Below are 22,064 nucleotides of genomic sequence, written 5' to 3'. Positions count from 1 at the left end.
AAAGCAAAGCGACCAAAAAGCGAAGCGACCCGAGAACAAAACATCCCAACTATAAAAAACTTTTCGTACTTTTACATTCTGAATGAAAAAAATCATTAAACATATCTGTACGTCTCTACTAGCATTGCTCGTCTTATGCTCTACCTTTTCATTTACCATCAATGAACATATTTGTGGTGGACAAAAAATGAGCATGGCAATTGGTATTGAAGCGGAAAACTGTGGTATGGAAGTCGCACAAATAGCTTCTGACCAAACAACAATTCAGCAAACACCATGTTGTAATGATATCAGTACCTTTATCCAAGGACAACAAGAATTACAGACAAACTACGATGATATTACATTCACTTCACAAATAATTATCACAGCATTTGTATACCATTATATCTTTGTACTTCCTACAGTAGACGAAGAAAAAACAGTATACAAACCTTATATTCCGCCGCCTTTAGTCAAGGACATTCAGCTCTTAGACGAGACTTTTTTAATTTGATATACATACTACGAACGTTAGATTCCTATGAATTTCTTCACTAGGGAAACCTAACTATTTACACAAGTATTCACACATTCGTTTGTATAAATATCAACTCTTATGCTCAATAAAAGCATCAAATTTTTAATACATCATAAGCTTGTTACGATACTCCTACTCATCACTATCATTGGGTTTGGACTCAGTACAGCTCCATTCAATTGGAACTTAGGCGCATTTCCTAAAAACGCAGTTGCCGTAGATGCAATTCCTAATATTGGCGAAAATCAACAAATTGTATTTACCAAATGGCAAGGACGTTCGCCAAAAGATATTGAAGATCAAATTACCTATCCGTTAACGACAGCATTGATGGGAATTCCAGGTGTAAAAACCGTGCGAAGTTCGTCCATGTTTGGATTCTCTAGTATCTATATTATATTTAATGATGAGGTCGATTTCTATTGGAGTCGGAGCCGAATTTTAGAAAAACTAAACGCCTTACCAAGTGCATTACTACCCGAAAATGTACAACCTACACTTGGACCTGATGCTACAGGACTCGGACAAATATTTTGGTACACCTTAGAAGGTAGAGACGAAAACGGAAACGTAACAGGTGGCTGGAATTTACAAGAACTCCGAAGCATTCAAGATTACTATGTAAAACCTGCATTATCTAGTGCTGCCGATGTGTCGGAAGTAGCTTCCATTGGCGGTTATGTACAAGAATACCAAATAGATGTCAATCCTGATGTACTAAAAAAATACAACCTTTCTTTAGCACAAGTGGTCAATGCTGTTCGGAACACCAACAAAGAAATTGGCGCAAAAACCATTGAAATCAATCAAGCAGAATATGTAGTGCGCGGATTGGGCTATATAAAATCGATTACTGACATTGAAAACACTGCGATTCAATCCAAAAACTTTACGCCAATTCGTATCAAAGATGTGGCGAACGTATATCTCGGTCCAGCCGAAAGAAGAGGTATTTTAGACAAAGAAGGTGCAGAAGTTGTTGGTGGCGTTGTCGTGGCTCGCTTCGGAGCGAATCCAATGGAAGTCATTACCAATGTAAAAGATAAAATAAAAACCATTGCCAACGGTTTGCCTACCAAAACGCTCAAAGATGGACGTGTTTCACAACTCACCATTGTTCCGTTTTACGATCGTACCGAATTGATTGAAGAAACCTTATACACACTAGAAGAAGCACTAACACTCGAAATTCTCATTACACTTTTAATCATCATCATAATGGTGTTAAATTTAAGAGCTTCGGTTTTAATTGCAAGTGTATTGCCTATTGCAGTATTATTTGTGTTCATCACGATGAAACTCGGACAAGTTGATGCCAATATTGTTGCCCTTTCGGGAATTGCCATTGCTATTGGTACGATGGTAGACATGGGAATTGTCCTCATAGAAAATATTACACGACATTTAGAAGAAGATACCGAAAATACTCCGATCAATAGCTTAGTGTACAACGCCACTTCGGAAGTCTCAGGCGCCATTCTCACGGCAGTGCTCACAACCATTGTAAGCTTCATTCCTGTGTTCATGTTAGTTGGTGCAGAAGGAAAACTATTCAGTCCGCTTGCTTACACAAAAACCATGGCACTAATTTCTGCCATTATTGTCACACTCTTTATCTTACCTGCATTGGCAGCTTGGGTATTTGGCTGGAAACAAACCTCAAAATCGTTAAAATATGTAATCAATTTTTCTCTCATTGCGTTTGCAGCGTATACAATGACACACAACATTTACATGGGAATTCCGTTGCTTTTCATTGCCAGTGTCAATTTGGCTCAGGTTCAAGAATTTATCTCAAAAACCACTGCAAAACGTATGCAATTCATCATTGCAATTGCAATACTCATCGCTGTACTTACCAACTACTGGCGACCTTTAGGATATACCAATAACTTAGCAATAAACTTTATTTTTGTCATTGTAACCTGCGCAGTCGTTATTGGCACATTTCTCATCTTTATAAAGTATTACGAACGTATGTTGCGTTGGGCGTTGGCAAACAAACTGCTATTTCTAAGTATTCCTTTACTGATACTAATTGCTGGTGTTCAAATATGGCGCACTACGGGAAAAGAATTCATGCCAGCGTTAAATGAAGGTTCATTTTTGCTCATGCCAACTTCTTTACCACATGCAGGAATTGCCGAAAACAAAAAGATTTTACAACAGTTAGACATGTCCGTTGCCAATATTCCTGAGATTGAAACAGTTGTTGGAAAAGCTGGTCGCGTAGAAAGTGCGCTCGATCCTGCTCCATTGTCCATGTATGAAAATATCATCATTTACAAACCTGAATATATTTTAGACGAAAACGGAAATCCACAACGTTTTAAAGTGGATGACGATGGTCGCTTTTTATTGAAAGATAATAGTGGCGTTGTAGAGAATAAACAAAGCATCTCGACTGCGCTCGATGTGACAAATTCGTCAAATCAAGTGGCGAGAGGAACGTACGATGTATCAAAATCCGACTTAATTCCTGATAAAAACGGCGAATTATATCGCAATTGGCGACCGCATATACAATCGCCTGATGATATTTGGCAAGAAATTGTAAAAGCTACAAAACTCCCAAGTATCACGTCTGCGCCAAAATTGCAACCAATTGAAACACGGCTTATTATGTTGCAAACGGGAATGCGTTCGCCAATGGGTATTAAAATTAAAGGACAAAATTTGGAGCAAATTGAAGCCTTTGGTTTGGAGTTGGAAAGCATTCTAAAAGAAGTGCCCGATGTTAAGCAAGAAACCGTATTTGCTGAACGTTTGATTGGGAAACCGTATTTAATATTAGACATCAATCGTAATGAAATTGCACGCTACGGATTGTCCATCAAAGCTGTTCAGGATATTTTAGAAGTTGCCATTGGTGGAAAAATAGTGACACAAACTATTGAAGGCAGAGAACGTTACAATGTACGCATTCGATATCCGCGCGAATTGCGTTCGAGTCCTACGGATATTGAAAATATTTTAGTTCCATTGCCAAATGGTTCAGAAATATTGTTAAAAGAATTGGTAACAATAGGTTACGAAAAAGGACCACAACTAATTAAAAGTGAAGATACATTTCTGGTAAGTTATGTATTGTTCAATAAACAATCGGACATTTCGGAAGTTACGTTGGTAGAAGAATTACAAACCATCATTCAAAAACGTATTGATGCAGGAAGTTTGGTTGTGCCAAAAGGTGTCAACTTTGAATTCTCGGGAACGTATGAACAACAAGTCCGTGCCGAACAAACCTTAGTTATTATTGTTCCAATTGTGTTGCTCATCATCTTTTTAATTCTGTATTTTCAGTTTAAATCGATAGCGACATCATTCTTCATCTTTGCAGGAATTGCCGTAGCATTTGCTGGTGGTTTCATTATGATTTGGCTCTACGGACAAGCATGGTTTTTAGATATTTCTGTCTTTGATACAAATCTTCGCACATTGTTTCAAATACAAACCATCAACCTCAGTGTTGCCGTTTGGGTAGGATTTATTGCCTTGTTCGGAATTGCCACAGATGACGGCGTTATTATGGCAACCTACTTAACACAATCATTCCAAAAACAACAACCTGAAACTACAAAGGACATTCGTGAAGCGGTTGTAACGGCTGGAATGAAACGTATTCGTCCATGTTTAATGACTACAGCGACAACCTTGTTAGCACTATTACCAATTTTGACCTCAACAGGTCGCGGAAGTGACATCATGATTCCAATGGCAATTCCAAGTTTTGGCGGTATGTTAATCGCGTTAATTACCCTATTTATTGTTCCTATTTTATACAGTTGGCACAAAGAAATTCAATTTAAAAACGAAAACGCATGAAGCAGACATTCACATACATTGTAGCTTGCTTTTTGGTAGTTAGCATTTCTCACGGGCAAACGCTCGAGAACTATCTGGCGGAAGCCGAACAAAACAGCTCAGAAATTTTAGCCAAGCAATTTCAATACGAAAGCGCGTTGGAAAAAGTAAACGAAGTCGGAAGTTTACCCAATACACAATTGGGCGTTGGTGTATTTGCACAAGCCGTAGAAACGAGAGTTGGACCGCAACGAGCGCGATTCTCGGCAAGTCAAAAAATTCCATGGTTTGGTACGCTGAACGCGAAAAAGAAAAACGCTTCGTATTTGGCAAACGCAAAGGAAAGTGAACTCAATTTTTTAAAACGACAACTATCGTTGAATGTAAAAATTGCGTATTATGAATTGTACAAACTCCAACAACGACAAACTATTACAGCACAACATATTGAAATTTTAGATACGTATGAAAAGTTAGCCTTGAATGAATTGGAAAACAATCGGACAAATATGGTTGATGTGCTCAATATTAAGATGAAAAAGAATACGCTTGTACAGCAATATCAAGCTATTTCAGAAGATATTCGCAGTAAAAAAATTCAATTCAATTTGGTGTTAAACAAGTCAATTCATCGTGAAGTTATTGTGTTAGATTCGTTACACATACCCAAAAACGAACTATTTGCAAGTGATGACACGATTATAACACATCCAAAGTTGCAACAATTGGATGATTTGGAAAACGCGTTGCAACAATCGGAAATCGTAGCCAAAAAAGAAGGAAATCCATCTATTGGTTTCGGACTCGATTATGTGTTGGTTGCTGAACGATCGGGCATTTCGTTGCCGGATAACGGAAAAGACATCATTATGCCAATGGTCAGCGTTTCTATTCCGTTATTTAATAAGAAACACATCGCGAAGCAAAAACAATTACAGTTGGAACAACAAGCCGTTTCGCAAACAAAAATTACAGTAAAAAATCAATTACTAATGGCTTTAGAAGCAGCACGAAACAAAATGATGAATGTTAGAGAAAGTGCAGCCACACAAGACGAAAATATTGAACAAGCCACGCAAGCCAAAGAAGTCATTTTAGCGGCGTATCAAACTGCTAAAATGGATTTTGAACAGTTATTAGCGTTGGATCAATTGAAATTAGGCTTTGAATTACAGAAAGTTAACGACATAGAAACCTATTTTACCAACAAAGCCATCAGCGACTTTTTAACAGAAAATGATCGTAAAAAATAATTCAAATGAAACAAACCTATACAATTACAGGAATGACCTGCGCAGGTTGTAAAGCCAAAGTAGAAACTGTTTTACAGAATTTAGATACTGTAACAGATGTTACTGTCAATTTGGAGCGTTCGGAAGCTGTTGTAACGTCTACTACTCCACTCAACTTGGAACTGTTACAAACAGCATTGCCTGAAAAATATACCATTTCGGAACAAACAAAAAACATTTTTGCACCATCTGAAATAGAAGAAAAAAGTGAGCTACAACAATTATTCCCGTTATTTTTAATCTTCTTTTACATTACCACAGCAAGTATTTTGATGAATTTCAGCAGTTGGAAAACGGCCGAATTTATGCTCGATTTTATGGGCTTATTCTACATCGTATTTAGCTTTTTCAAATTTTTAGACTATACAGGATTTCCTGCGTCGTTTCAAATGTACGATCCGTTAGCCAAGCAAATTCCAGCCTACGCATGGGTATATCCGTTTATTGAAGTGGCACTTGGTGTGCTATTTTTATGCAGAATTCAAATTCCGATTGCCTTAATTACAACAATAATCATTTTAGGAATTACCACCATTGGCGTTTCCAAAGCATTGTTTGACAAAAAAACGATTCAATGTGCATGTCTAGGAACGGCGTTAAAATTACCCATGACTAAAGCGACTTTTATTGAAAATTCAATCATGTTAGTCATGGCAGTCTGGATGTTAATCAACTTATATTTTTAAAGATGAAAAAATACATTATTTATATCGTTTTACTCCTTGCAGGAATTGTTATTGGGAAGTTTGCCCTTTCGGGAGAAAGTACGCAGCAACATTCAAATTCGGAAGCAATAACAACAGAAAGTACTCTATGGACCTGTTCGATGCATCCGCAGATTCAACAACCAGAAGCGGGCGATTGTCCAATTTGTGGAATGGATTTGATTCCTGCCCAAGAAAGTACTGGAGAATTGTCTGAAAATCAGTTTCGTATGACGGAAAACGCCATCGCATTGGCAAATATTGAAACCATAACTGTTGCCGAAGGAAACGCGGAAAGTTCAGCATTGCAACTCACTGGAACTATTGAAGCGAACGAAAAGACAAACGCAATACAAACCGCACATTTTGGTGGACGTATTGAAAAATTATATGTAAATATTACAGGAGAACAAGTTCGAAAAGGACAACGTATTGCCTTGATCTATTCGCCTGAGTTGGTTACGACACAACAGGAATTAATTACGGCAATCCGCATGAAAGCATCGCAACCTGAATTGTACAAAGCAGTGCGAAATAAATTGAAATTGTGGAAACTATCTGAAGCGCAAATTCAACAAATCGAAACCTCAAAAAAGGTTTCTTCAAAGTTTCCGATTTACGCTAGTGTTTCTGGTGTCGTTACTGAAAAACTTGTAGAAGAAGGAAATCATATTATGGAAGGTGGCGCATTATTTAAAGTATCGAACTTAAACACGGTTTGGGCAAGTTTTGATGCGTACGAAAAACAATTGTCTAGCTTAAAAGTTGGCAACACGATTACGATTTCGACGAACGCGCATCCGAATGAAGAAATTTCGGCAAAAATTACCTTTATTGATCCTGTTGTGAATACAAAAACGAGAACCGTTGCGGTAAATGTTGAATTGAACAACAAAGATGGAAAGTTAAAACCTGGCATGTTTGTCACAGGAACATTGGAAAGTACGCAAAAGCAAGATTCGGCAATCTACATTCCTAAATCGGCTATTTTATGGACAGGAAAACGATCGGTTGTGTATGTAAAAACTTCGGCAAACGAACCTGTTTTTGAAGCTAGAGAAATTACCTTAGGAAATGCTACAACAACACATTATGAAGTCATTTCGGGAATTAGTTCCGATGATGAAATTGTCACCAACGGCGCTTTTACGGTTGACGCTGCGGCACAATTGCAAGGAAAAAAGTCAATGATGAATTCCAATGTGTCTAGCCATACCTCAACACAAGCAAATGTTACCAAAAAGATGGAATTTAATACTGAGTTTGAACAGGCGTTTCAACCAAGTATTCAAGCCTATCTTGAGTTAAAAGATGCGTTTGTAAAAAGTGACACAAAATTGACTGATAAAAAAAGTAAAGCATTTCGGGAAGCATTGGAACAGTTAACGAATTCGCAACGTGAAAAATTGGATTTATATTGGGCTTTACTCCACAAAAATTCAAAATTAATTAATGAAATCGTTCCATTAGAAAGACAAAGAGTATTTTTTCAACTCATTTCTAATCATATGATTGCTATTGTAGAAAACTTTAAAACCTTAGAAAATCCACTAACAGTTCAATTTTGTCCTATGGCAGATAATGACAATGGTGCGTATTGGTTGAGCAATGAAAAACTAATCAAAAATCCGTATTTTGGGGACGTTATGCTTACCTGCGGAAGTGTGACGTAGGAATTAGGAATTAGGAATTAGGAATTAGGAAAATTAAACATTTGAAATAAGCACAAAACGAATCAACACAAAACAAATTAACAAATTATCATTAAAGTACATAAACGTAAACAATATGAAAAAAGTAATCTTATCAATCGTACTCATCGCTTCTGTAACCATCATTGGATGTAAAGGAGATGGAAAGACAGAAAAATCAGAAACAACAACGGAAATGTCAACGGAAACTGCAACAGGAAAAGATTTATCTGTAGTAAATTTTGGAGTTCGTGGAAACTGTGGCATGTGTAAAACAACTATTGAAAAAGCCGTGAATAGCTTGGATGGTGTGGCAAATGCGAATTGGGATGTTAAGAAAAAACAAATTGAAGTTTCTTATGACGAAAATATGGTTAAGGAAGATGAAATGCATAAAGTAATTGCTGCCGCAGGATACGATACTGATGAACAACTTGGCGACAAAGCTGCCTATAAAAATTTACCTAAATGTTGCCAGTTTGATGCTGATCAACAAATGAATCAATAAGAAAAAGTTTTATACGAAACGTTACTATTATATATTGAAATGGTACAAAAAAAGGAAATGACCGCGGACTTTGAACAGCTAACTTATACTAGTGTTATGCTGAGAAAATCTTGGGAAAATCAACTTTCCTTTTTTAAGCGTCTAGAAAATACTAGAGTTCCTGAACATGGGATTTCTAATTTTATCCAATGGATGTTACTCAATGATTATTCAAAAACATTTTTTGCAGGTTCATCAATGTGGCAGTTGTTGATAAGCAAACCAACTCCTAACGGAAAATTAAATTATCAACAAACACTTAGCATTCAATTTGATAGTAGAATTTCATGCTATAAAATGAAGTATTCCGATTGGGATATCATTGATACTGAGGAAGATTATGAAAAAGCTACTTGCTGGGAAACAACATGTATAGCAATTGAATTAGTTCCAAAATTTTTAGAATTTATCCATTGGAATACGAAGTGGTAATTACAAGTCTAGGTATCATTCTTAGGGAAAAAATAGTATAACTAAACGTTATAAAACGAATCTTACGTACCTTTGCGTCATGACAACATACGTATTGATTATTGCGGCTTTGTATGGCGCATTGGGAATTATTTTTGGCGCTTTTGGAGCGCACGCATTGAAGAAAACATTTTCAGATGAATTGCTAAAAAGCTTTGAAACAGGTGTAAAATACCAAATGTATCACGCCATTGTATTATTAGTTATCGGATTTCAATTTTCGTTTACGGAAACTCTTGAAAAAGCTATTGCTTGGTGTTTTATTATAGGAATCTTTTTGTTTTCATTCAGCATTTACGGCTTGTGCATCAGTAGCGCCAAAGGTAAAAAATTGCGCTTTTTAGGTCCAATTACTCCTCTTGGCGGATTGCTATTGGTTATCGGTTGGATTTTATTAGGTGTTTCTTTTTTGTAGTTTTTTTGAATGCTAGATATTGGGTTTTGAGTATTTAAATAATAAAAAGGCTATACATCTTAATATTATTCAATTCTTCAATCTTTCAATCTAAGATTACATATTCACGTTTTAACACTTGCAAGCTTTTCTTAGACGTAATTAAACCATTGATTAAAAATTCACGTACATCTTCCAAATCGTCATGCGGAACATACTTTGCCCATTTGGTTTCCGTCGTAATTACTTTAAGTTGACGTAATACCTTTTTTGTGTCGCCTGCTGTTCGTAAAATATAGTTAGGACTATAACTCGGTTCTTCTTTATGAAAATATTCATATTGTTGTGTAAATTCGCTTTTCTTAATAAAATAAAGCTTTTCTACATCATTATCTTTGTAAAAACTCGTCCATTTGGCAAATCCGACTTTAGCGCCATTTCGAAAGTTTGAAGCGTCCGTTTGCAAGCGCCATCTACAAGTAGCAGCTCTTCCCCAATGTGAAGAAATACGATACACGCCTTCTTCTGTATAAAAATATTGACTTCCCGATTTACTGGTATAATCTGGCTTCTTATTTGCTAAATTTTCGCCACTAACCGTTGTAAACACACAATAGGTATTTCTAAAAAAGTTTTGTTTATGATATATAAATTTTTTCACTTGTTTCGAATCATGTACTTTTGCCAAAGCTACAAAATGTAATAAAGATATTTTAATGCAATAATTGTTTTGGCACAATAAGTGTTTAACTGAGCGTTATAGTATGTAATAAATAAAGAATTAAACAACGGAATATGAAAAAGATCGTATGCTTATTGGTAGTAACATGTCTGTGTCAATTTACAGTAATGGCACAACAGAAAACGCCTTTTAAAGATGGAGAAAAGTTAACGTTTACAGCATCCTACAAAATGTCGGGCTTCATGACGCAACTTGCGCAACTAACCATGGAAACGGATAAAGTAAAAACAACAAACAATACGTTGTATCACTTTAAATGCAGAGCAAGTACTTATAAAAAGTTTGATGCTTTTTTTAAAATCAGAGACGTGTATGAGTCGTATGTAAGTACTACTTCGCTACTTCCATATTTATACCGAAGAGATATTCAAGAAGGCGGTTACAAGAAAAAAATGAAATATGTGTACAACCAACGAAATAAAACCGTAAAAAGTACACAAACCAAGCGTAGAGGCGACGGAACAGATTGGGTACAACAAAAGGACTTTAGCATCAGCAATGGCGCAATGGATGTTGTTTCAACTTTTTACAATTTGAGAAATTTACCTATTGAAAACGCGCGTATTGGCGATACAAAAACATTTAAAATTTTGTTTGACAGACAAGAAACGCCTGTTACCATAAAATTTGTTGGAAAAGAAACCATCAATGCTGCCAATTTAGGAAGTAAAGAATGTTACAAATTAGAAGTTATTACTTCTGGCGATTTCTTAAAATCAGGAACACTTTGGCTTACTGCTGATGCGAATAAAATTCCTGTACAGGCGAAATTTACCATTCCAATCGGAAGCGGAATGTTACAATTGACAAACGCTACTGGAATTGCCAACTAATCATAAAAACCAAAAAATAAACATATGAGAACGTTTTGTATAATTATCGGAAGTATTGCTGCCGTTTTAGGTTTTCTCCTTTCATTTATGATGGGAAGTTTTGCATATATTCCTGTTGTTGTGGGAATTGTTTTTGGAGCAATTGCCTTAGTACTTTCAAGAAAAAAAGGAATGCGCGAAAGTGTTCCAAAGTTAATTATTGCTTTGTCATTTCTGGCTGGAGCCATCACAACTATGAACTTTTTTAAAGAACAAAAAGTGGCAGTTGATGTAGAGCAAGTTGAAAAAGAAGAAAAACAACAAGAAAAAGATATTGAAGAATTGGAAGATCTTGAAGGTATCGAATAATTTTATAACTTATCTTACAAAAGTCTATCAGAAATGTAACTGATAGGCTTTTTTTTTGCGAAAAAGTAAAGTCTTTCACATTTTTTTAAGAAATCTATAACTAAAACCCATAAGTGTTTTCAGTACTTTTGACCATCCTAAAATATGGTTTGTATCAAATAATCAAATTACAATTGATTGTTCGCTGTAAACTAGATACTTAATATAACATTTACTAAATGAAAAAATTAGCATCCTTAGCCCTTTTAGCCGTGATCGGATGTGGCACAAACTACAAAGCCGCAGACAAAAAAGTGACTAAAAATCTTGATCCTGTTCCGTATGGAGAAACGATTACAGAAGCAGAACTTAAAACGCACTTGTATACGTATGCTTCTGATGAATTTGAAGGAAGAAATACTGGAGATCCAGGACAGAAAAAAGCTGTTGCCTATTTAAGAGACGAATATAAAAGTCTAAACATTGCTGCCGCAAAGAAAGATGGAGATTATTTTCAATACATACCATTGCAAAAAGGAAGCAATTTAAAGTCGGAATTGACCATTAATGGGAAAGATTTTACTTTTCAAGACGAATTCTTAACATTTGCAGCAAATAATAACGGTACAAAAAATATATTTGAAATCGAATATATCGGTTACGGAATTGATGATGAGAAATATTCTGATTATGCAGGCAAAAACCTAGAAGGAAAAGTAGTCATGATCAAAATCGGAGAACCAAAAAATGCAGACGGAACGTATGTTATTTCAGGAACCGAAGAAGCATCAAACTGGTCGTCTAGTATATTTCGTGAAATACGTGTGAAACGAAACGCAGCAAAGAAAAATAAAGCAAAAGGAATGTTTTTCTATGTAGAAAGTAATTATCCACGTTTTAAAGCGGCATATCCAAGCATGACAAAAAATGCGCGAATGACATTGAAAACAAATGATGCGGATGATTTTTTCTATTATTATATAAATGCGGATGTTGCAAAGGCGATCAACCCAACAATTGAAGATGATGCAACTGCAAAAACGATTGCGGTAAATGCTAAGCTTACCATTGCTGATGAAATTAAACAAATTGATTCAGAAAACGTGGCTGCAATTATAGTAGGAGACGAAAAACCAGAAGAATACATCATTATTTCTGCACATTTAGATCATGAAGGTGTAAAAAATGGAGAAATATACAATGGTGCTGATGATGACGGATCAGGAACAGTTGCCATTCTTGAAATTGCAGAAGCGTTCAAAAAAGCAAAAGCAGAAGGAAATGGTCCAAGACGTTCTGTTGTATTTTTACATGTGACGGGAGAAGAAAAAGGATTACTAGGTTCTAGATATTACACAGATTATGATCCTATTTTTCCATTAGAAAATACTGTGACAAACTTAAATATAGATATGATTGGGCGAATTGATCCAAAACGTAAAGAAGGCGATCGCAACTATGTGTATTTAATTGGTTCAGATAAGTTGAGTACCGAATTACACGAAATCTCTGAAGCTGCTAACAAAAAGTACACAAACATTGAGTTAGACTATACGTTTAATGATGAAAATGATCCAAATCGTTACTATTATCGTTCCGATCATTACAACTTTGCCAAAAATAATATTCCGGTAATTTTCTATTTCAATGGAACACACGATGATTATCACAGACCAACCGATACGCCAGATAAAATTAACTATGATTTATTGACAAATCGTACACGTTTGGTATTTTACACTGCGTGGGAATTGGCAAACAGAGAAAACAAAGTAGTTGTTGACAAAGGAGAAGAAACTTCAAAATAAACTACAAAAACATATACCTGAAAAAGCTTCCGATTTGGAAGCTTTTTTGGTTTCTGACAAATTATTGTTCGAGTCACTTCTCTTAACAATCAAAATAATTGGTTGGACAAATACCCGATGTTGCTTGACAATCTTTATTTATAGTCTCACACAAAAGTCCTTCGTTTGTAAATGCTACTGTAGATTGTTGCGTTGTTGGTAAAGCGCCTCCAAAAATACTATTGAACGCTACTATACTTTCCTTTTTAATTGTTAGTTTTTTAAGATTTCTTTTCTTCATAATTTTAATTTTTAAGGTGAATACTATACACCTAACAGTTTCTACATCGTGAATTTGTTACCCTATTTTCTGCTACATACTATAGATTTCGTATTTATTTACACACTACTAATACAATTTTTACGGTCTATTTTAGATTAAAATCGCTTGGTATCTTTGAAGTAAAGAAAAACGTATCTTTATTTTTGTGAAATACAAATACACTACAAGCAATGAAACATACAGTTGTACTCCTACTCTTCTTAATTATAACATTATATAGTTTTGGACAAGAGAAAAGACATTCCATTGATGCTGAAAACAGTAAATGTCTTGAAAATGCAGTTCCAACTACGATAGGAAGCATCAAATGTGAACAAAACGCATTGCAAGCTTGGAAAGCAGCATTGTCCGAAGTAATAGAACAAATAAAAACCGAAACAACGCTTGTAAATGTAGCATTATTTGAAAATGCTCAAAAAAACTGGGAAACATTTCACAAGTCAGATATTGCGTTCTATGTGTCCTACTATCGGAAAAATTACCAAGGAGGAAGTTTGGCAATGGCTGCCGCAACTAGCTACGAAAAAAGACAACTGCGAGAACGTGTTTTGTACTTATTAGACTTTTATGAAGAACTTACAGAACAATAAGGCATTTAAATTCAACGATTTACATAAAAACCTTTATTTGTAGCAATATTTACTTATATTTGTAGTAATACTAATTTCATGTATTATGAAAAATATTCAAATCAACATAAAGCACCTTCGTACCTTAAAAAAGTTTTCACAAGAACGCTTTGCGCAAGAATTAAATTGGACGCGCTCCATGATAGGTTCTTACGAAGAAGGTCGCTCCGAACCTCCAATTGATCGTTTAATTGATCTTTCTGACTATTTCAAATTGCCAATTGATATTTTAGTTAAAAACGATTTATCACAAGCGAAAGACACATCGTTTATGCACATTGGAAATCAACGTTTATTGTTTCCTATTTCTGTAGATGAAAACGATGAAGAACTTATCGAAATCATTCCAACAAAAGCTTCCGCAGGATATTTAGCGGGTTACGCAGATCCTGAATACATTGAGCAATTACAAAAAATAAAACTCCCTTTTTTACCAACAGGAACACACAGAGCATTTCCCATCAAAGGCGATTCGATGTTGCCTGTAAAAGATGGTTCGTACATCGTAGCAAAATATGTAGATGACATCAATGATATAAAAGACGGACGTACATATATTGTATTGACAAAAGATGACGGATTGGTCTACAAACGCGTATATAATCGTATTGCAGAAAATCAAACCTTACTATTGAGTAGTGATAATAAAACCTATGATCCGTATGAAGTTCCGATTCAACAAGTGCTGGAAGTTTGGGAATTTACCTGTTGCATCAACACACAAGAATATGATGAAAAAGAACTAAAATTGAGCAGTATTATGACGATGTTTAGAGAATTGCAAGTAGAACTAGAAGCTGTCCGTAAAATGTCTTAACTCATGTTAAAAAACCAAATCTATACCATAATTGATGTTGAAACTACAGGACGTAGCAATCAAATTACCGAAATTTCTGTTTTTAAGTTTGATGGAGAAACCATTATTGATGAATTTACGTCATTAGTAAATCCGAATGCCTACATTCCAACACACATTACAGCGTTGACAGGAATTGATAATGCAATGGTTGCTGATGCGCCTACGTTTGCAGAAATTGCCCAAGACGTATTAAACATTACCGAAAACACTATTTTTGTCGCGCATAATGTCAATTTTGATTACAATGTAATTCGAAATGAATTTAAAGCCATTGATATTGAATTTAGACGCAAAAAACTATGTACTGTTCGACTGTCGAGAAGTTTAATTCCAGGTTTGAAATCGTACAGTTTAGGCAAATTATGCAAATCGCTCGATATTCATATTTCTGATCGACACAGAGCACGTGGAGATGCTGCCGCAACGGTGATACTATTTCAATTATTGCTTTCGCAGGAAAATGCCGAAGAAACCTTTCAGAAGTTTTTAAAACGGACTTCCAAAGAAGCGACATTGCCACCACATTTGCCAAGCAACATATTTGAAGCATTGCCAAATAAACCTGGTGTGTACTACTTTAAGAATAAAAAAGGCAGAATTATTTATGTCGGAAAAGCCAAAAATATACAAAAACGCGTATTGAGTCACTTTTACAAGAAAGCACAAAAAGAACTCGATTTATGCAGAGAAACGGCTGATATTGACTTTGAACTTTCAGGAAGTGAATTGGTTGCATTACTCATGGAAGATGCTGCTATAAAACATCATTATCCACCATACAATACAGCTTCCAAAAGAGCGCCAAAAAGTTATGCTATTTTTGAATATTCTGATCGTCGTGGTGTCAAACATTTGGCAATAAACGATTCGAAAAAAACACCAAATCCATTAATTATATTATACAATATTCGCGATTGCAGATTATTTATAGAACGTTTGTGCATGCAATTTGATTTGTGTCCAAAATACTGTCATTTGCAAGAACGCGTTCCCGAATGTTCGCACTTTTTACTAGAAACTTGCCAAGGAATTTGTAGAAACGAAGAAACTGTAGAAATTTACAATGAACGTGTCGAAAAAGCAATTCATTATACACTAAATGCTTCTAAAAATGTAGTCATTAAAGAATCTGGACGAAATTCGGAAGAAGAAGCGTTTATTATGGTTAAAAACGGCTTGTATGTAGGATATGGTTTCATAGAACACGATTTACAAATAAGTCATGTAGACGAATTGGAAAATTATCTCATCAAACAAAAAGACAATGTAGATGTGCAACGAATTCTGAAAAAAGTGTTGTTGAATACTACTTCAAAAGCGAAACAGATTATGACGATTGCTTGTTAAAATTTGAGTTGGAAAATACAATTAATTTCTTCGCATGCGACCAGTAATTTCTTCAATCTTAATTAAAAAAACGATTGGAAAATCGTCCTTATATATTTTACTTGAAAATTGATTGATAAAGTCTAGTTTCCTATTTTCTTTTCGCATGATTAAATCTTTTACTCCTAACGAAAAATCATGCAAATAAGCTTTTGCAGTACTTCCATCGAGTTCTTCATAAACTCCATGTACCACAATTGTATTCCAGTCGTTTACAGAATCTATTTCGGAAACTTCCATCGCAACTACATTGTGTTTTCGCATGGCATTTATTTTGTGTCCTTCCGCAGAATAGCCAATAATAATGTTGCGTTCTTTGTCAAAAAAATAGGTTATTGGTGCAATAAACGGTCGCTGTTGATATACGTATGCTAAATGACCAATGTAATTGCTTTCTAAAATTGTAAGGCGTTCTTTTTCGTTGAGTATTTTAATCATAATAATACATTTAGGTTGTATACTAAAGTATCACAAACACCTTTAAAAAAATATGATATTAGTCAGTTAGTCCATTTTATAACGGAGCAATCGCAAGGCATTTAATACAACAACAATGGTGGAACCTTCATGAAGTAACACTGCAATTCCAATATTGGTAAGTCCTAAAATAGTGATGGGAACTAAAAACAAAACCATGCCCAAACTGATCCAAATATTTTGTTTTATAATTCTTTTTGAAGCTGTACTGAGTCCAAATACAAAAGGGAGATTTTCAATTTTGTCAGACATCAATGCCACATCAGCAACTTCTAATGCCACATCACTTCCTGCCGCGCCCATGGCAATACTTACGGTGCTTAACGCCATAGCTGGTGCATCATTGACACCATCGCCGACCATTGCTACTTTTTTATGGTTTTGCAGCAATACTTTTATTTCCGCTACTTTCGCTTCAGGCAATAAATTTCCAATAGCTTCCGAAAGTCCAATTTGTTTGGCAATTGCATTACCTACGTTTTGATGATCGCCCGTGAGCATTATCATATATTTTACACCTATTTGTCGTAGTTTTATAATGGTACTTTTAGCAGTTTTTCGCGGAACATCCATTACACTAATCATTCCTGCAATTTGCGTATTGTAAGCTACCAACATGACTGTTTCGCCTTTTAACAAAAGATGTTCCATCTTGGAATGAATAGCAGAATCTACTTCAATTCCTGCATCTTCCATCAGTTTTACATTGCCGATATATATTTTTTGATTGTTGTATGTTGCTGTCACTCCTTTTCCCTGAATCGCTTTTACATTAGAAGCATTGTCTGTGACCGCAATTTGATATCTTTTTTTAATATCTTTTGCAATGGCTTTTGCCAATGGATGATTGCTTAAACTTTCTACTTCGAGTACCAATTGTGCAAATTCAAATTCATTAAAACCATGCATGGGAATCATTTGTTTCAACGTAGGTTTTCCTTCGGTAAGTGTTCCAGTTTTGTCAAAAGCAATTGCGGTAATTGAACCCAAATCTTCCAAGGCTTTTCCGCCTTTAATCAACACTCCTTTTTTGGCAGCTCGTGCAATTCCACTCAATACAGCACTTGGTGTAGAAATTGCCAATGCGCACGGACTTGCCGCTACCAATACAGTAATTGCTCGGTATACGCTTTCTTCAAAGGTTTCGTTGATGACGAGATAGGTAAAACACAATAAAAATACCATCAGTATTACGATAGGAACATACCATTTTTCAAACTTTTTAGTCAATCGTTGTGTGGGCGACTTCTGCGTTTCAACTTCGCTCACCAACTTGATTAATCTAGAAACGGTAGAATCTTTGCTCAGTTTTAGCACCAACACTTCTATGCTATCGTCTCCATTAATCGTTCCTGCAAAAACCGTATGCTTTTTATCTATTTCGCTAAATTCTGGCAAGCGTTTTAGTGTGGGAATACTTTCTTTATCAACAGGAATACTTTCGCCAGTAATTGGCGCTTGATTTATACTACTATTTCCTTTTATAATAACACCATCGGCGGCAATTTTTGTATTGGGTTTCACGATGATTACATCTTTAATATGTAAACTTTCCACAGAAATTTCTTCAACAATTCCGTTTCTTTTTACCAAAGCCATTTTGGGAGATAAGTTCCCCAATGCTTCAATTGACTTTTTGGCTTTATGCATGGCGTAATGTTCCAACGCATGTCCTAAACTGAATAAAAATAATAACAACGCACCTTCTGCCCAACTTCCTATATAAATGGCGCCAATTGCTGCAGCAATCATTAAAAAATCAATATCAAAACCACCTTTGCTTATTTTTTTAAACGCTTCAATACTCACAAAATAACCGCCAAACACATACGAAATGGCATACATAATTTTATAACCAACTGCTGGAATATGAGTTAGTTTTTCTAAAAGAAAACCGATACATAAAAAAACACCACACAAGAGCGCAAAATACAGTTCTGTTTTTTTGCCAAAAATAAAAGGATATGAAAGTGTTTTGGTTGAAGTATTTGACATTATAAAAGTGGTTATGAAGCGGTTTCTTTAAATGCTATACTGAGTTTTCCAAGTAAGATTAATTCTGATTTATTTACATCAGAAAAACTGGCTGAAATTTTACTTGCAATTTTTAGAATCGCGCTTTTTACTTTTTCCGTAAACAACGATTCGTTTGCTTTTTTATACGCTATAAAATCATCAAAACAAGCTTCCGAACTCGCTTTCTCAAAATACAGTATTTTAAAGGTAGCAGTAATATGATGTTCAATATCAATTTTTGCAGTTGTAATGGTATAATTTTCACGTAAACTTAAAACTGAAATTTCTTTTTTCATGACTTCAAATTCAGCTTTCTTTATCTTTTTATCTGCCAAAGCTATTGCATAAAAAAGTTTTGCAAGATGCTGATAAAATACGACGGCAGTTTGTGGTGTTACATCCATAAGTGATTGTATTTACTAGCAAATTTAAGATCTTCCTTATTATTTTTCTATGATATAAATCAGATTCGAATTCTGTTTCAAACATGACCTATACCATAGTTTTCAATTATTTATGAATGTACTTTTAAGTCATCTATTAATTAACAAGTTCGTTTATGAAAAAAATACTTTTACCCACCGATTTTTCAAATAATTCATTCAACGCCATCAAGTATGCTGTTCAATTATTTAAAGACAAAGAATGTGAATTTATTTTACTCAACACCTTTACACCCATTGTGTACCGAGTGGAATATATGGAAATTGGTGCTGCACAATTTGGATTGTTAGATGCGATGCGAGAAACTTCAAAAGAAGGACTGAGAAACATGCAGGAAAAAATTGAAACCGAATTTTCGAATCCAAAACATACGTTTACTAAAAGAGCCGCTTTTAATACGCTAAGTGCTGAAATTGAAGATGTATGCGAAAAAGAAACCATCGATTTGATTGTAATGGGAACACAAGGAGCCACAGGTTTAGACGAAATATTGTTTGGTTCAAATACGGTTCATGTAATTAAAAATGCAACATGTCCGTTGTTAGCAATTCCAAGTAAGTACGAGTTTACAACGCCTAAGGAAATACTGTTTCCTTCTGACTATGAAATTGATTTTCAAGAGGAACAATTACAAGTAATCAAAAATATTGTACAATTATACAATTCGAACTTGCACTTTTTCCATGTTTCCTATCGCGAACAATTATCGGAAGAACAAGAAAACAGCAAACAAAAATTGGCGATGTTTTTTGCAGCTCCATCCTCATCTTTCCGCATGGTTTTTAACGAAAATGTAGTCGATGCTATTATGGAATTTCAATCAGAAAACAATATCAATATCGTAACGATGATCAATAACAAACCATCGTTTTTTGAAAATCTGTTTTTTGGCTCTAACATCAATAAAATAGGATTTCACATACATATTCCTTTCTTGGTAATTCCTGCAAAGGCATAACTGATTTATATCATTTTTAACGGCATATTTAAATGCTACTTTTAACAGAACTATTAAAGTAACATACGATGACAAAAATTCTTTTACCAACCGACTTTTCAGACAATGCTTGGAGTGCAATTATTTATGCTTTAAAACTTTACGCAAACGAACACTGTACATTTTACATTCTAAATTCTACAAATTTAAAAGCGTCTAGAGTTTCAAGTTTTTCCAACAAGCTACTGACAACAATGCGCGATAATGCTAAGAAAGATTTGGCAGACTTGAAGACAAAACTCATTGAAACAAATGCAAATGGAAATCATGAATTTGAAATCATTTTAAATATAGGAAGTTTAGATGATGCCGTAGAAACTGCCATACAAAAATATGAAATCGATTTGGTCATTATGGGAACCAAAGGTGCCACTGGCGCTAAAGAAATTTTCTTTGGAAGCAACACAACGAAAATCATAAAAAAGATCAAAAATTGTCCGTTGTTAATGATTCCTGACAATTACGAATTTAAAATTCCGAAACAAATTGCTTTTCCTACGGATTACCAAAGAGATTGTGACGCAAAAGAGTTGCACTATCTAAAAAAATTAGCCGATTTGTACCATTCAAAAATTAGAGTGGTTCATATCAATGAAAAAGAAAAACTGTCGGAAACACAAGAAAAGAACTATACAACGTTACAACAATACTTAGTTGATAACGAACATAGTTTTCATTGGATTCCAAACTATACGAGCAAAGCGCAAGGAATCACAAATTTCATTGAAGAACTGGAAATTGACATCTTAGCAATGATTTACTATTCGCACAGTTTTATTGAACGAATTACACGTGAACCTATAATTAAAAAAATAGGATTTCACCCTACAATACCGTTTTTAGTGATTCCTGAGTAAGCTGACATATATCATAGTAATTTCAGGGGAAGACGCGTATTTTTAATATAAACTCGTTTAAACAAGTTTTATAAATCAAAAAACTACTTACTATGAAACGCAAAATATTAGTACCTACAGATTTCTCTAAAAATGCTTGGCTTGCACTAAAATATGCGACCCGATTGTATGCAGATGACGAATGCGATTTTTACATTCTAAATGTCTTTTCAGCGTCAAAAAACTTAATGGATAGCCTACTGAACATGGTTGAAGGAAGTGAATCGTATGAAGCTGCTAAACAAGATTCTGAAAAAGAATTAAGCAACATATTAGATTTACTCAAGCAAAGTGATGCAGACAATCCTAAGCATGAATTTCATATCATTTCAGTGTTCAATGATGTCATAGAAGCCATCAAAAATATCGTTGAAAAAAAAGATATCGAGATTGTCATTATGGGAAACAAAGGAAAAACAAATAGCAGCGAAGCTATTTTTGGAAGCAATGCTATGTATGCCATGGAAAAAGTGCGCAACTGTCCCGTAATGGTTATTCCTGAAAATGCTACACATACGCTACCTAAAGAAATTGTATTTCCGACGAGCTACAAAACTCATTTCAAAAGAAGAGAACTATACTATGTAACCGATATTGCTCAAAAATGCAATGCCAATGTTGCTGTGTTACATGTTTCGAATAGAGAATTGAACAAAGAACAAAAAGAGCGACAAGCAATGCTAGAAGAAATTTTTGAAAACATTTCGTATTCGTTTCACTTCTTATCCCAATACTCCGTATCAGAAGCCGTACGCATATTTATAGAAAGTAGAAAGAGTGACATGGTTGCTTTTATAAATAAAAAGCATGTCTTTTTTGGAAGCATTTTAACCAATGCGATGGTAAAAGAAGTTACAGACTTTAAAGTACCAATATTAGTAATGCATGATTTAAGAAACTAAAAA

At 34.8% G+C, this 22,064-nt stretch carries 22 protein-coding genes; 17 read left to right on the top strand and 5 right to left on the bottom strand.

What is annotated here, in order from left to right; genetic code table 11:
• Nucleotides 1–82 precede the first annotated feature (82 nt).
• From AA089_RS09560 to AA089_RS09525, 8 genes are all read left to right on the top strand, one after another.
• Nucleotides 83–496, top strand: a complete 414-nt coding sequence (locus AA089_RS09560) for an HYC_CC_PP family protein (protein ID WP_046756710.1) — start codon at nucleotides 83–85, stop codon at nucleotides 494–496.
• A 102-nt stretch (nucleotides 497–598) separates the two neighbouring features.
• A complete protein-coding gene (locus AA089_RS09555) occupies nucleotides 599–4,345 on the top strand; it encodes an efflux RND transporter permease subunit (protein WP_046756709.1) in 3,747 nt (1,248 codons plus the stop codon).
• A complete protein-coding gene (locus AA089_RS09550; RefSeq protein WP_046756708.1) occupies nucleotides 4,342–5,577 on the top strand; it encodes a TolC family protein in 1,236 nt (411 codons plus the stop codon). The genes AA089_RS09555 and AA089_RS09550 overlap by 4 nt, the downstream gene beginning before the upstream one ends.
• 5 nt (nucleotides 5,578–5,582) lie before the next feature.
• A complete protein-coding gene (locus tag AA089_RS09545; RefSeq protein ID WP_046756707.1) occupies nucleotides 5,583–6,302 on the top strand; it encodes a heavy-metal-associated domain-containing protein in 720 nt (239 codons plus the stop codon).
• Between the two features lie 2 nt (nucleotides 6,303–6,304).
• Entirely contained in the window at nucleotides 6,305–7,993 is a 1,689-nt protein-coding gene (locus tag AA089_RS09540; RefSeq protein WP_046756706.1) for an efflux RND transporter periplasmic adaptor subunit, read from the top strand.
• 115 nt (nucleotides 7,994–8,108) lie between these two features.
• Entirely contained in the window at nucleotides 8,109–8,519 is a 411-nt protein-coding gene (locus AA089_RS09535; protein WP_046756705.1) for a heavy-metal-associated domain-containing protein, read from the top strand.
• A 96-nt stretch (nucleotides 8,520–8,615) separates the two neighbouring features.
• Entirely contained in the window at nucleotides 8,616–8,990 is a 375-nt protein-coding gene (locus tag AA089_RS09530) for a hypothetical protein (protein WP_156168960.1), read from the top strand.
• A gap of 79 nt (nucleotides 8,991–9,069) precedes the next feature.
• On the top strand, nucleotides 9,070–9,444 hold the full coding sequence (locus AA089_RS09525) for a DUF423 domain-containing protein (RefSeq protein WP_046756703.1): 375 nt from the start codon (nucleotides 9,070–9,072) through the stop codon (nucleotides 9,442–9,444).
• A gap of 85 nt (nucleotides 9,445–9,529) precedes the next feature.
• Here the strand turns inward: AA089_RS09525 and AA089_RS09520 are convergent, their stop codons facing one another.
• A complete protein-coding gene (locus AA089_RS09520) occupies nucleotides 9,530–10,084 on the bottom strand; it encodes a hypothetical protein (RefSeq protein ID WP_046756721.1) in 555 nt (184 codons plus the stop codon).
• Between the two features lie 134 nt (nucleotides 10,085–10,218).
• Here AA089_RS09520 and AA089_RS09515 point away from each other — a divergent pair, with 134 nt between their 5' ends.
• The 3 genes from AA089_RS09515 to AA089_RS09505 all read left to right on the top strand — a co-directional run bounded on the left by AA089_RS09515 (nucleotide 10,219) and on the right by AA089_RS09505 (nucleotide 13,133).
• The gene (locus AA089_RS09515) at nucleotides 10,219–10,998 is read left to right on the top strand and encodes a DUF3108 domain-containing protein (RefSeq protein WP_046756702.1); all 780 of its coding nucleotides are present in this window, start codon (nucleotides 10,219–10,221) and stop codon (nucleotides 10,996–10,998) included.
• 24 nt (nucleotides 10,999–11,022) lie between these two features.
• Nucleotides 11,023–11,346 carry a hypothetical protein gene (locus AA089_RS09510; protein ID WP_046756701.1) on the top strand — a complete coding sequence of 108 codons (324 nt, stop codon included), beginning with the start codon at nucleotides 11,023–11,025 and terminating at the stop codon, nucleotides 11,344–11,346.
• 218 nt (nucleotides 11,347–11,564) lie between these two features.
• Nucleotides 11,565–13,133 (top strand): M28 family peptidase, encoded by a 1,569-nt coding sequence (locus AA089_RS09505; RefSeq protein WP_046756700.1) that lies wholly within the window; start codon nucleotides 11,565–11,567, stop codon nucleotides 13,131–13,133.
• Nucleotides 13,134–13,215: 82 nt separating this feature from the next.
• Here the strand turns inward: AA089_RS09505 and AA089_RS09500 are convergent, their stop codons facing one another.
• Nucleotides 13,216–13,413 (bottom strand): hypothetical protein, encoded by a 198-nt coding sequence (locus tag AA089_RS09500; protein WP_046756699.1) that lies wholly within the window; start codon nucleotides 13,411–13,413, stop codon nucleotides 13,216–13,218.
• Between the two features lie 212 nt (nucleotides 13,414–13,625).
• Here AA089_RS09500 and AA089_RS09495 point away from each other — a divergent pair, with 212 nt between their 5' ends.
• The 3 genes from AA089_RS09495 to AA089_RS09485 all read left to right on the top strand — a co-directional run bounded on the left by AA089_RS09495 (nucleotide 13,626) and on the right by AA089_RS09485 (nucleotide 16,290).
• The gene (locus tag AA089_RS09495) at nucleotides 13,626–14,045 is read left to right on the top strand and encodes a lysozyme inhibitor LprI family protein (protein ID WP_046756698.1); all 420 of its coding nucleotides are present in this window, start codon (nucleotides 13,626–13,628) and stop codon (nucleotides 14,043–14,045) included.
• Between the two features lie 85 nt (nucleotides 14,046–14,130).
• The gene (locus AA089_RS09490) at nucleotides 14,131–14,901 is read left to right on the top strand and encodes an XRE family transcriptional regulator (RefSeq protein ID WP_046756697.1); all 771 of its coding nucleotides are present in this window, start codon (nucleotides 14,131–14,133) and stop codon (nucleotides 14,899–14,901) included.
• Nucleotides 14,902–14,904: 3 nt separating this feature from the next.
• Nucleotides 14,905–16,290 carry an exonuclease domain-containing protein gene (locus AA089_RS09485; protein ID WP_046756696.1) on the top strand — a complete coding sequence of 462 codons (1,386 nt, stop codon included), beginning with the start codon at nucleotides 14,905–14,907 and terminating at the stop codon, nucleotides 16,288–16,290.
• 21 nt (nucleotides 16,291–16,311) lie between these two features.
• Here AA089_RS09485 and AA089_RS09480 read toward each other — a convergent pair whose 3' ends face one another.
• The 3 genes from AA089_RS09480 to AA089_RS09470 all read right to left on the bottom strand — a co-directional run bounded on the left by AA089_RS09480 (nucleotide 16,312) and on the right by AA089_RS09470 (nucleotide 19,226).
• The gene (locus AA089_RS09480; RefSeq protein ID WP_046756695.1) at nucleotides 16,312–16,767 is read right to left on the bottom strand and encodes a pyridoxamine 5'-phosphate oxidase family protein; all 456 of its coding nucleotides are present in this window, start codon (nucleotides 16,765–16,767) and stop codon (nucleotides 16,312–16,314) included.
• 66 nt (nucleotides 16,768–16,833) lie between these two features.
• Complete coding sequence (locus AA089_RS09475; protein ID WP_046756694.1) at nucleotides 16,834–18,801, bottom strand: heavy metal translocating P-type ATPase; 1,968 nt, start codon at nucleotides 18,799–18,801, stop codon at nucleotides 16,834–16,836.
• 11 nt (nucleotides 18,802–18,812) lie between these two features.
• Nucleotides 18,813–19,226: a hypothetical protein gene (locus AA089_RS09470; RefSeq protein WP_046756693.1), complete on the bottom strand. Its 414-nt coding sequence runs from the start codon at nucleotides 19,224–19,226 to the stop codon at nucleotides 18,813–18,815.
• 155 nt (nucleotides 19,227–19,381) lie between these two features.
• Between AA089_RS09470 and AA089_RS09465 the strand changes: the two genes are divergently transcribed.
• From AA089_RS09465 to AA089_RS09455, 3 genes are all read left to right on the top strand, one after another.
• Nucleotides 19,382–20,224 (top strand): universal stress protein, encoded by an 843-nt coding sequence (locus AA089_RS09465; RefSeq protein ID WP_046756692.1) that lies wholly within the window; start codon nucleotides 19,382–19,384, stop codon nucleotides 20,222–20,224.
• 68 nt (nucleotides 20,225–20,292) lie between these two features.
• Complete coding sequence (locus tag AA089_RS09460; RefSeq protein WP_046756691.1) at nucleotides 20,293–21,120, top strand: universal stress protein; 828 nt, start codon at nucleotides 20,293–20,295, stop codon at nucleotides 21,118–21,120.
• 92 nt (nucleotides 21,121–21,212) lie between these two features.
• Nucleotides 21,213–22,061 carry a universal stress protein gene (locus AA089_RS09455; protein ID WP_046756690.1) on the top strand — a complete coding sequence of 283 codons (849 nt, stop codon included), beginning with the start codon at nucleotides 21,213–21,215 and terminating at the stop codon, nucleotides 22,059–22,061.
• Nucleotides 22,062–22,064: the final 3 nt, after the last annotated feature.

It is taken from the genome of Kordia jejudonensis, from assembly GCF_001005315.1.
Taxonomy (GTDB): domain Bacteria; phylum Bacteroidota; class Bacteroidia; order Flavobacteriales; family Flavobacteriaceae; genus Kordia; species Kordia jejudonensis.
The sequence above is the reverse complement of the archived record's forward strand: the minus strand, read 5'-3'. Positions and strand labels throughout refer to the sequence as shown.

Coding starts and splice junctions, on each gene's coding strand:
- AA089_RS09475 (WP_046756694.1), bottom strand. CDS start 18,801: ATGTCAAATACTTCAACCAAAACACTTTCATATCCTTTTATTTTTGGC.
- AA089_RS09535 (WP_046756705.1), top strand. CDS start 8,109: ATGAAAAAAGTAATCTTATCAATCGTACTCATCGCTTCTGTAACCATC.
- AA089_RS09495 (WP_046756698.1), top strand. CDS start 13,626: ATGAAACATACAGTTGTACTCCTACTCTTCTTAATTATAACATTATAT.
- AA089_RS09485 (WP_046756696.1), top strand. CDS start 14,905: ATGTTAAAAAACCAAATCTATACCATAATTGATGTTGAAACTACAGGA.
- AA089_RS09470 (WP_046756693.1), bottom strand. CDS start 19,226: ATGGATGTAACACCACAAACTGCCGTCGTATTTTATCAGCATCTTGCA.
- AA089_RS09460 (WP_046756691.1), top strand. CDS start 20,293: ATGACAAAAATTCTTTTACCAACCGACTTTTCAGACAATGCTTGGAGT.
- AA089_RS09555 (WP_046756709.1), top strand. CDS start 599: ATGCTCAATAAAAGCATCAAATTTTTAATACATCATAAGCTTGTTACG.
- AA089_RS09490 (WP_046756697.1), top strand. CDS start 14,131: ATGAAAAATATTCAAATCAACATAAAGCACCTTCGTACCTTAAAAAAG.
- AA089_RS09525 (WP_046756703.1), top strand. CDS start 9,070: ATGACAACATACGTATTGATTATTGCGGCTTTGTATGGCGCATTGGGA.
- AA089_RS09480 (WP_046756695.1), bottom strand. CDS start 16,767: ATGATTAAAATACTCAACGAAAAAGAACGCCTTACAATTTTAGAAAGC.
- AA089_RS09515 (WP_046756702.1), top strand. CDS start 10,219: ATGAAAAAGATCGTATGCTTATTGGTAGTAACATGTCTGTGTCAATTT.
- AA089_RS09540 (WP_046756706.1), top strand. CDS start 6,305: ATGAAAAAATACATTATTTATATCGTTTTACTCCTTGCAGGAATTGTT.
- AA089_RS09560 (WP_046756710.1), top strand. CDS start 83: ATGAAAAAAATCATTAAACATATCTGTACGTCTCTACTAGCATTGCTC.
- AA089_RS09465 (WP_046756692.1), top strand. CDS start 19,382: ATGAAAAAAATACTTTTACCCACCGATTTTTCAAATAATTCATTCAAC.
- AA089_RS09505 (WP_046756700.1), top strand. CDS start 11,565: ATGAAAAAATTAGCATCCTTAGCCCTTTTAGCCGTGATCGGATGTGGC.
- AA089_RS09550 (WP_046756708.1), top strand. CDS start 4,342: ATGAAGCAGACATTCACATACATTGTAGCTTGCTTTTTGGTAGTTAGC.
- AA089_RS09500 (WP_046756699.1), bottom strand. CDS start 13,413: ATGAAGAAAAGAAATCTTAAAAAACTAACAATTAAAAAGGAAAGTATA.
- AA089_RS09530 (WP_156168960.1), top strand. CDS start 8,616: ATGCTGAGAAAATCTTGGGAAAATCAACTTTCCTTTTTTAAGCGTCTA.
- AA089_RS09455 (WP_046756690.1), top strand. CDS start 21,213: ATGAAACGCAAAATATTAGTACCTACAGATTTCTCTAAAAATGCTTGG.
- AA089_RS09510 (WP_046756701.1), top strand. CDS start 11,023: ATGAGAACGTTTTGTATAATTATCGGAAGTATTGCTGCCGTTTTAGGT.
- AA089_RS09545 (WP_046756707.1), top strand. CDS start 5,583: ATGAAACAAACCTATACAATTACAGGAATGACCTGCGCAGGTTGTAAA.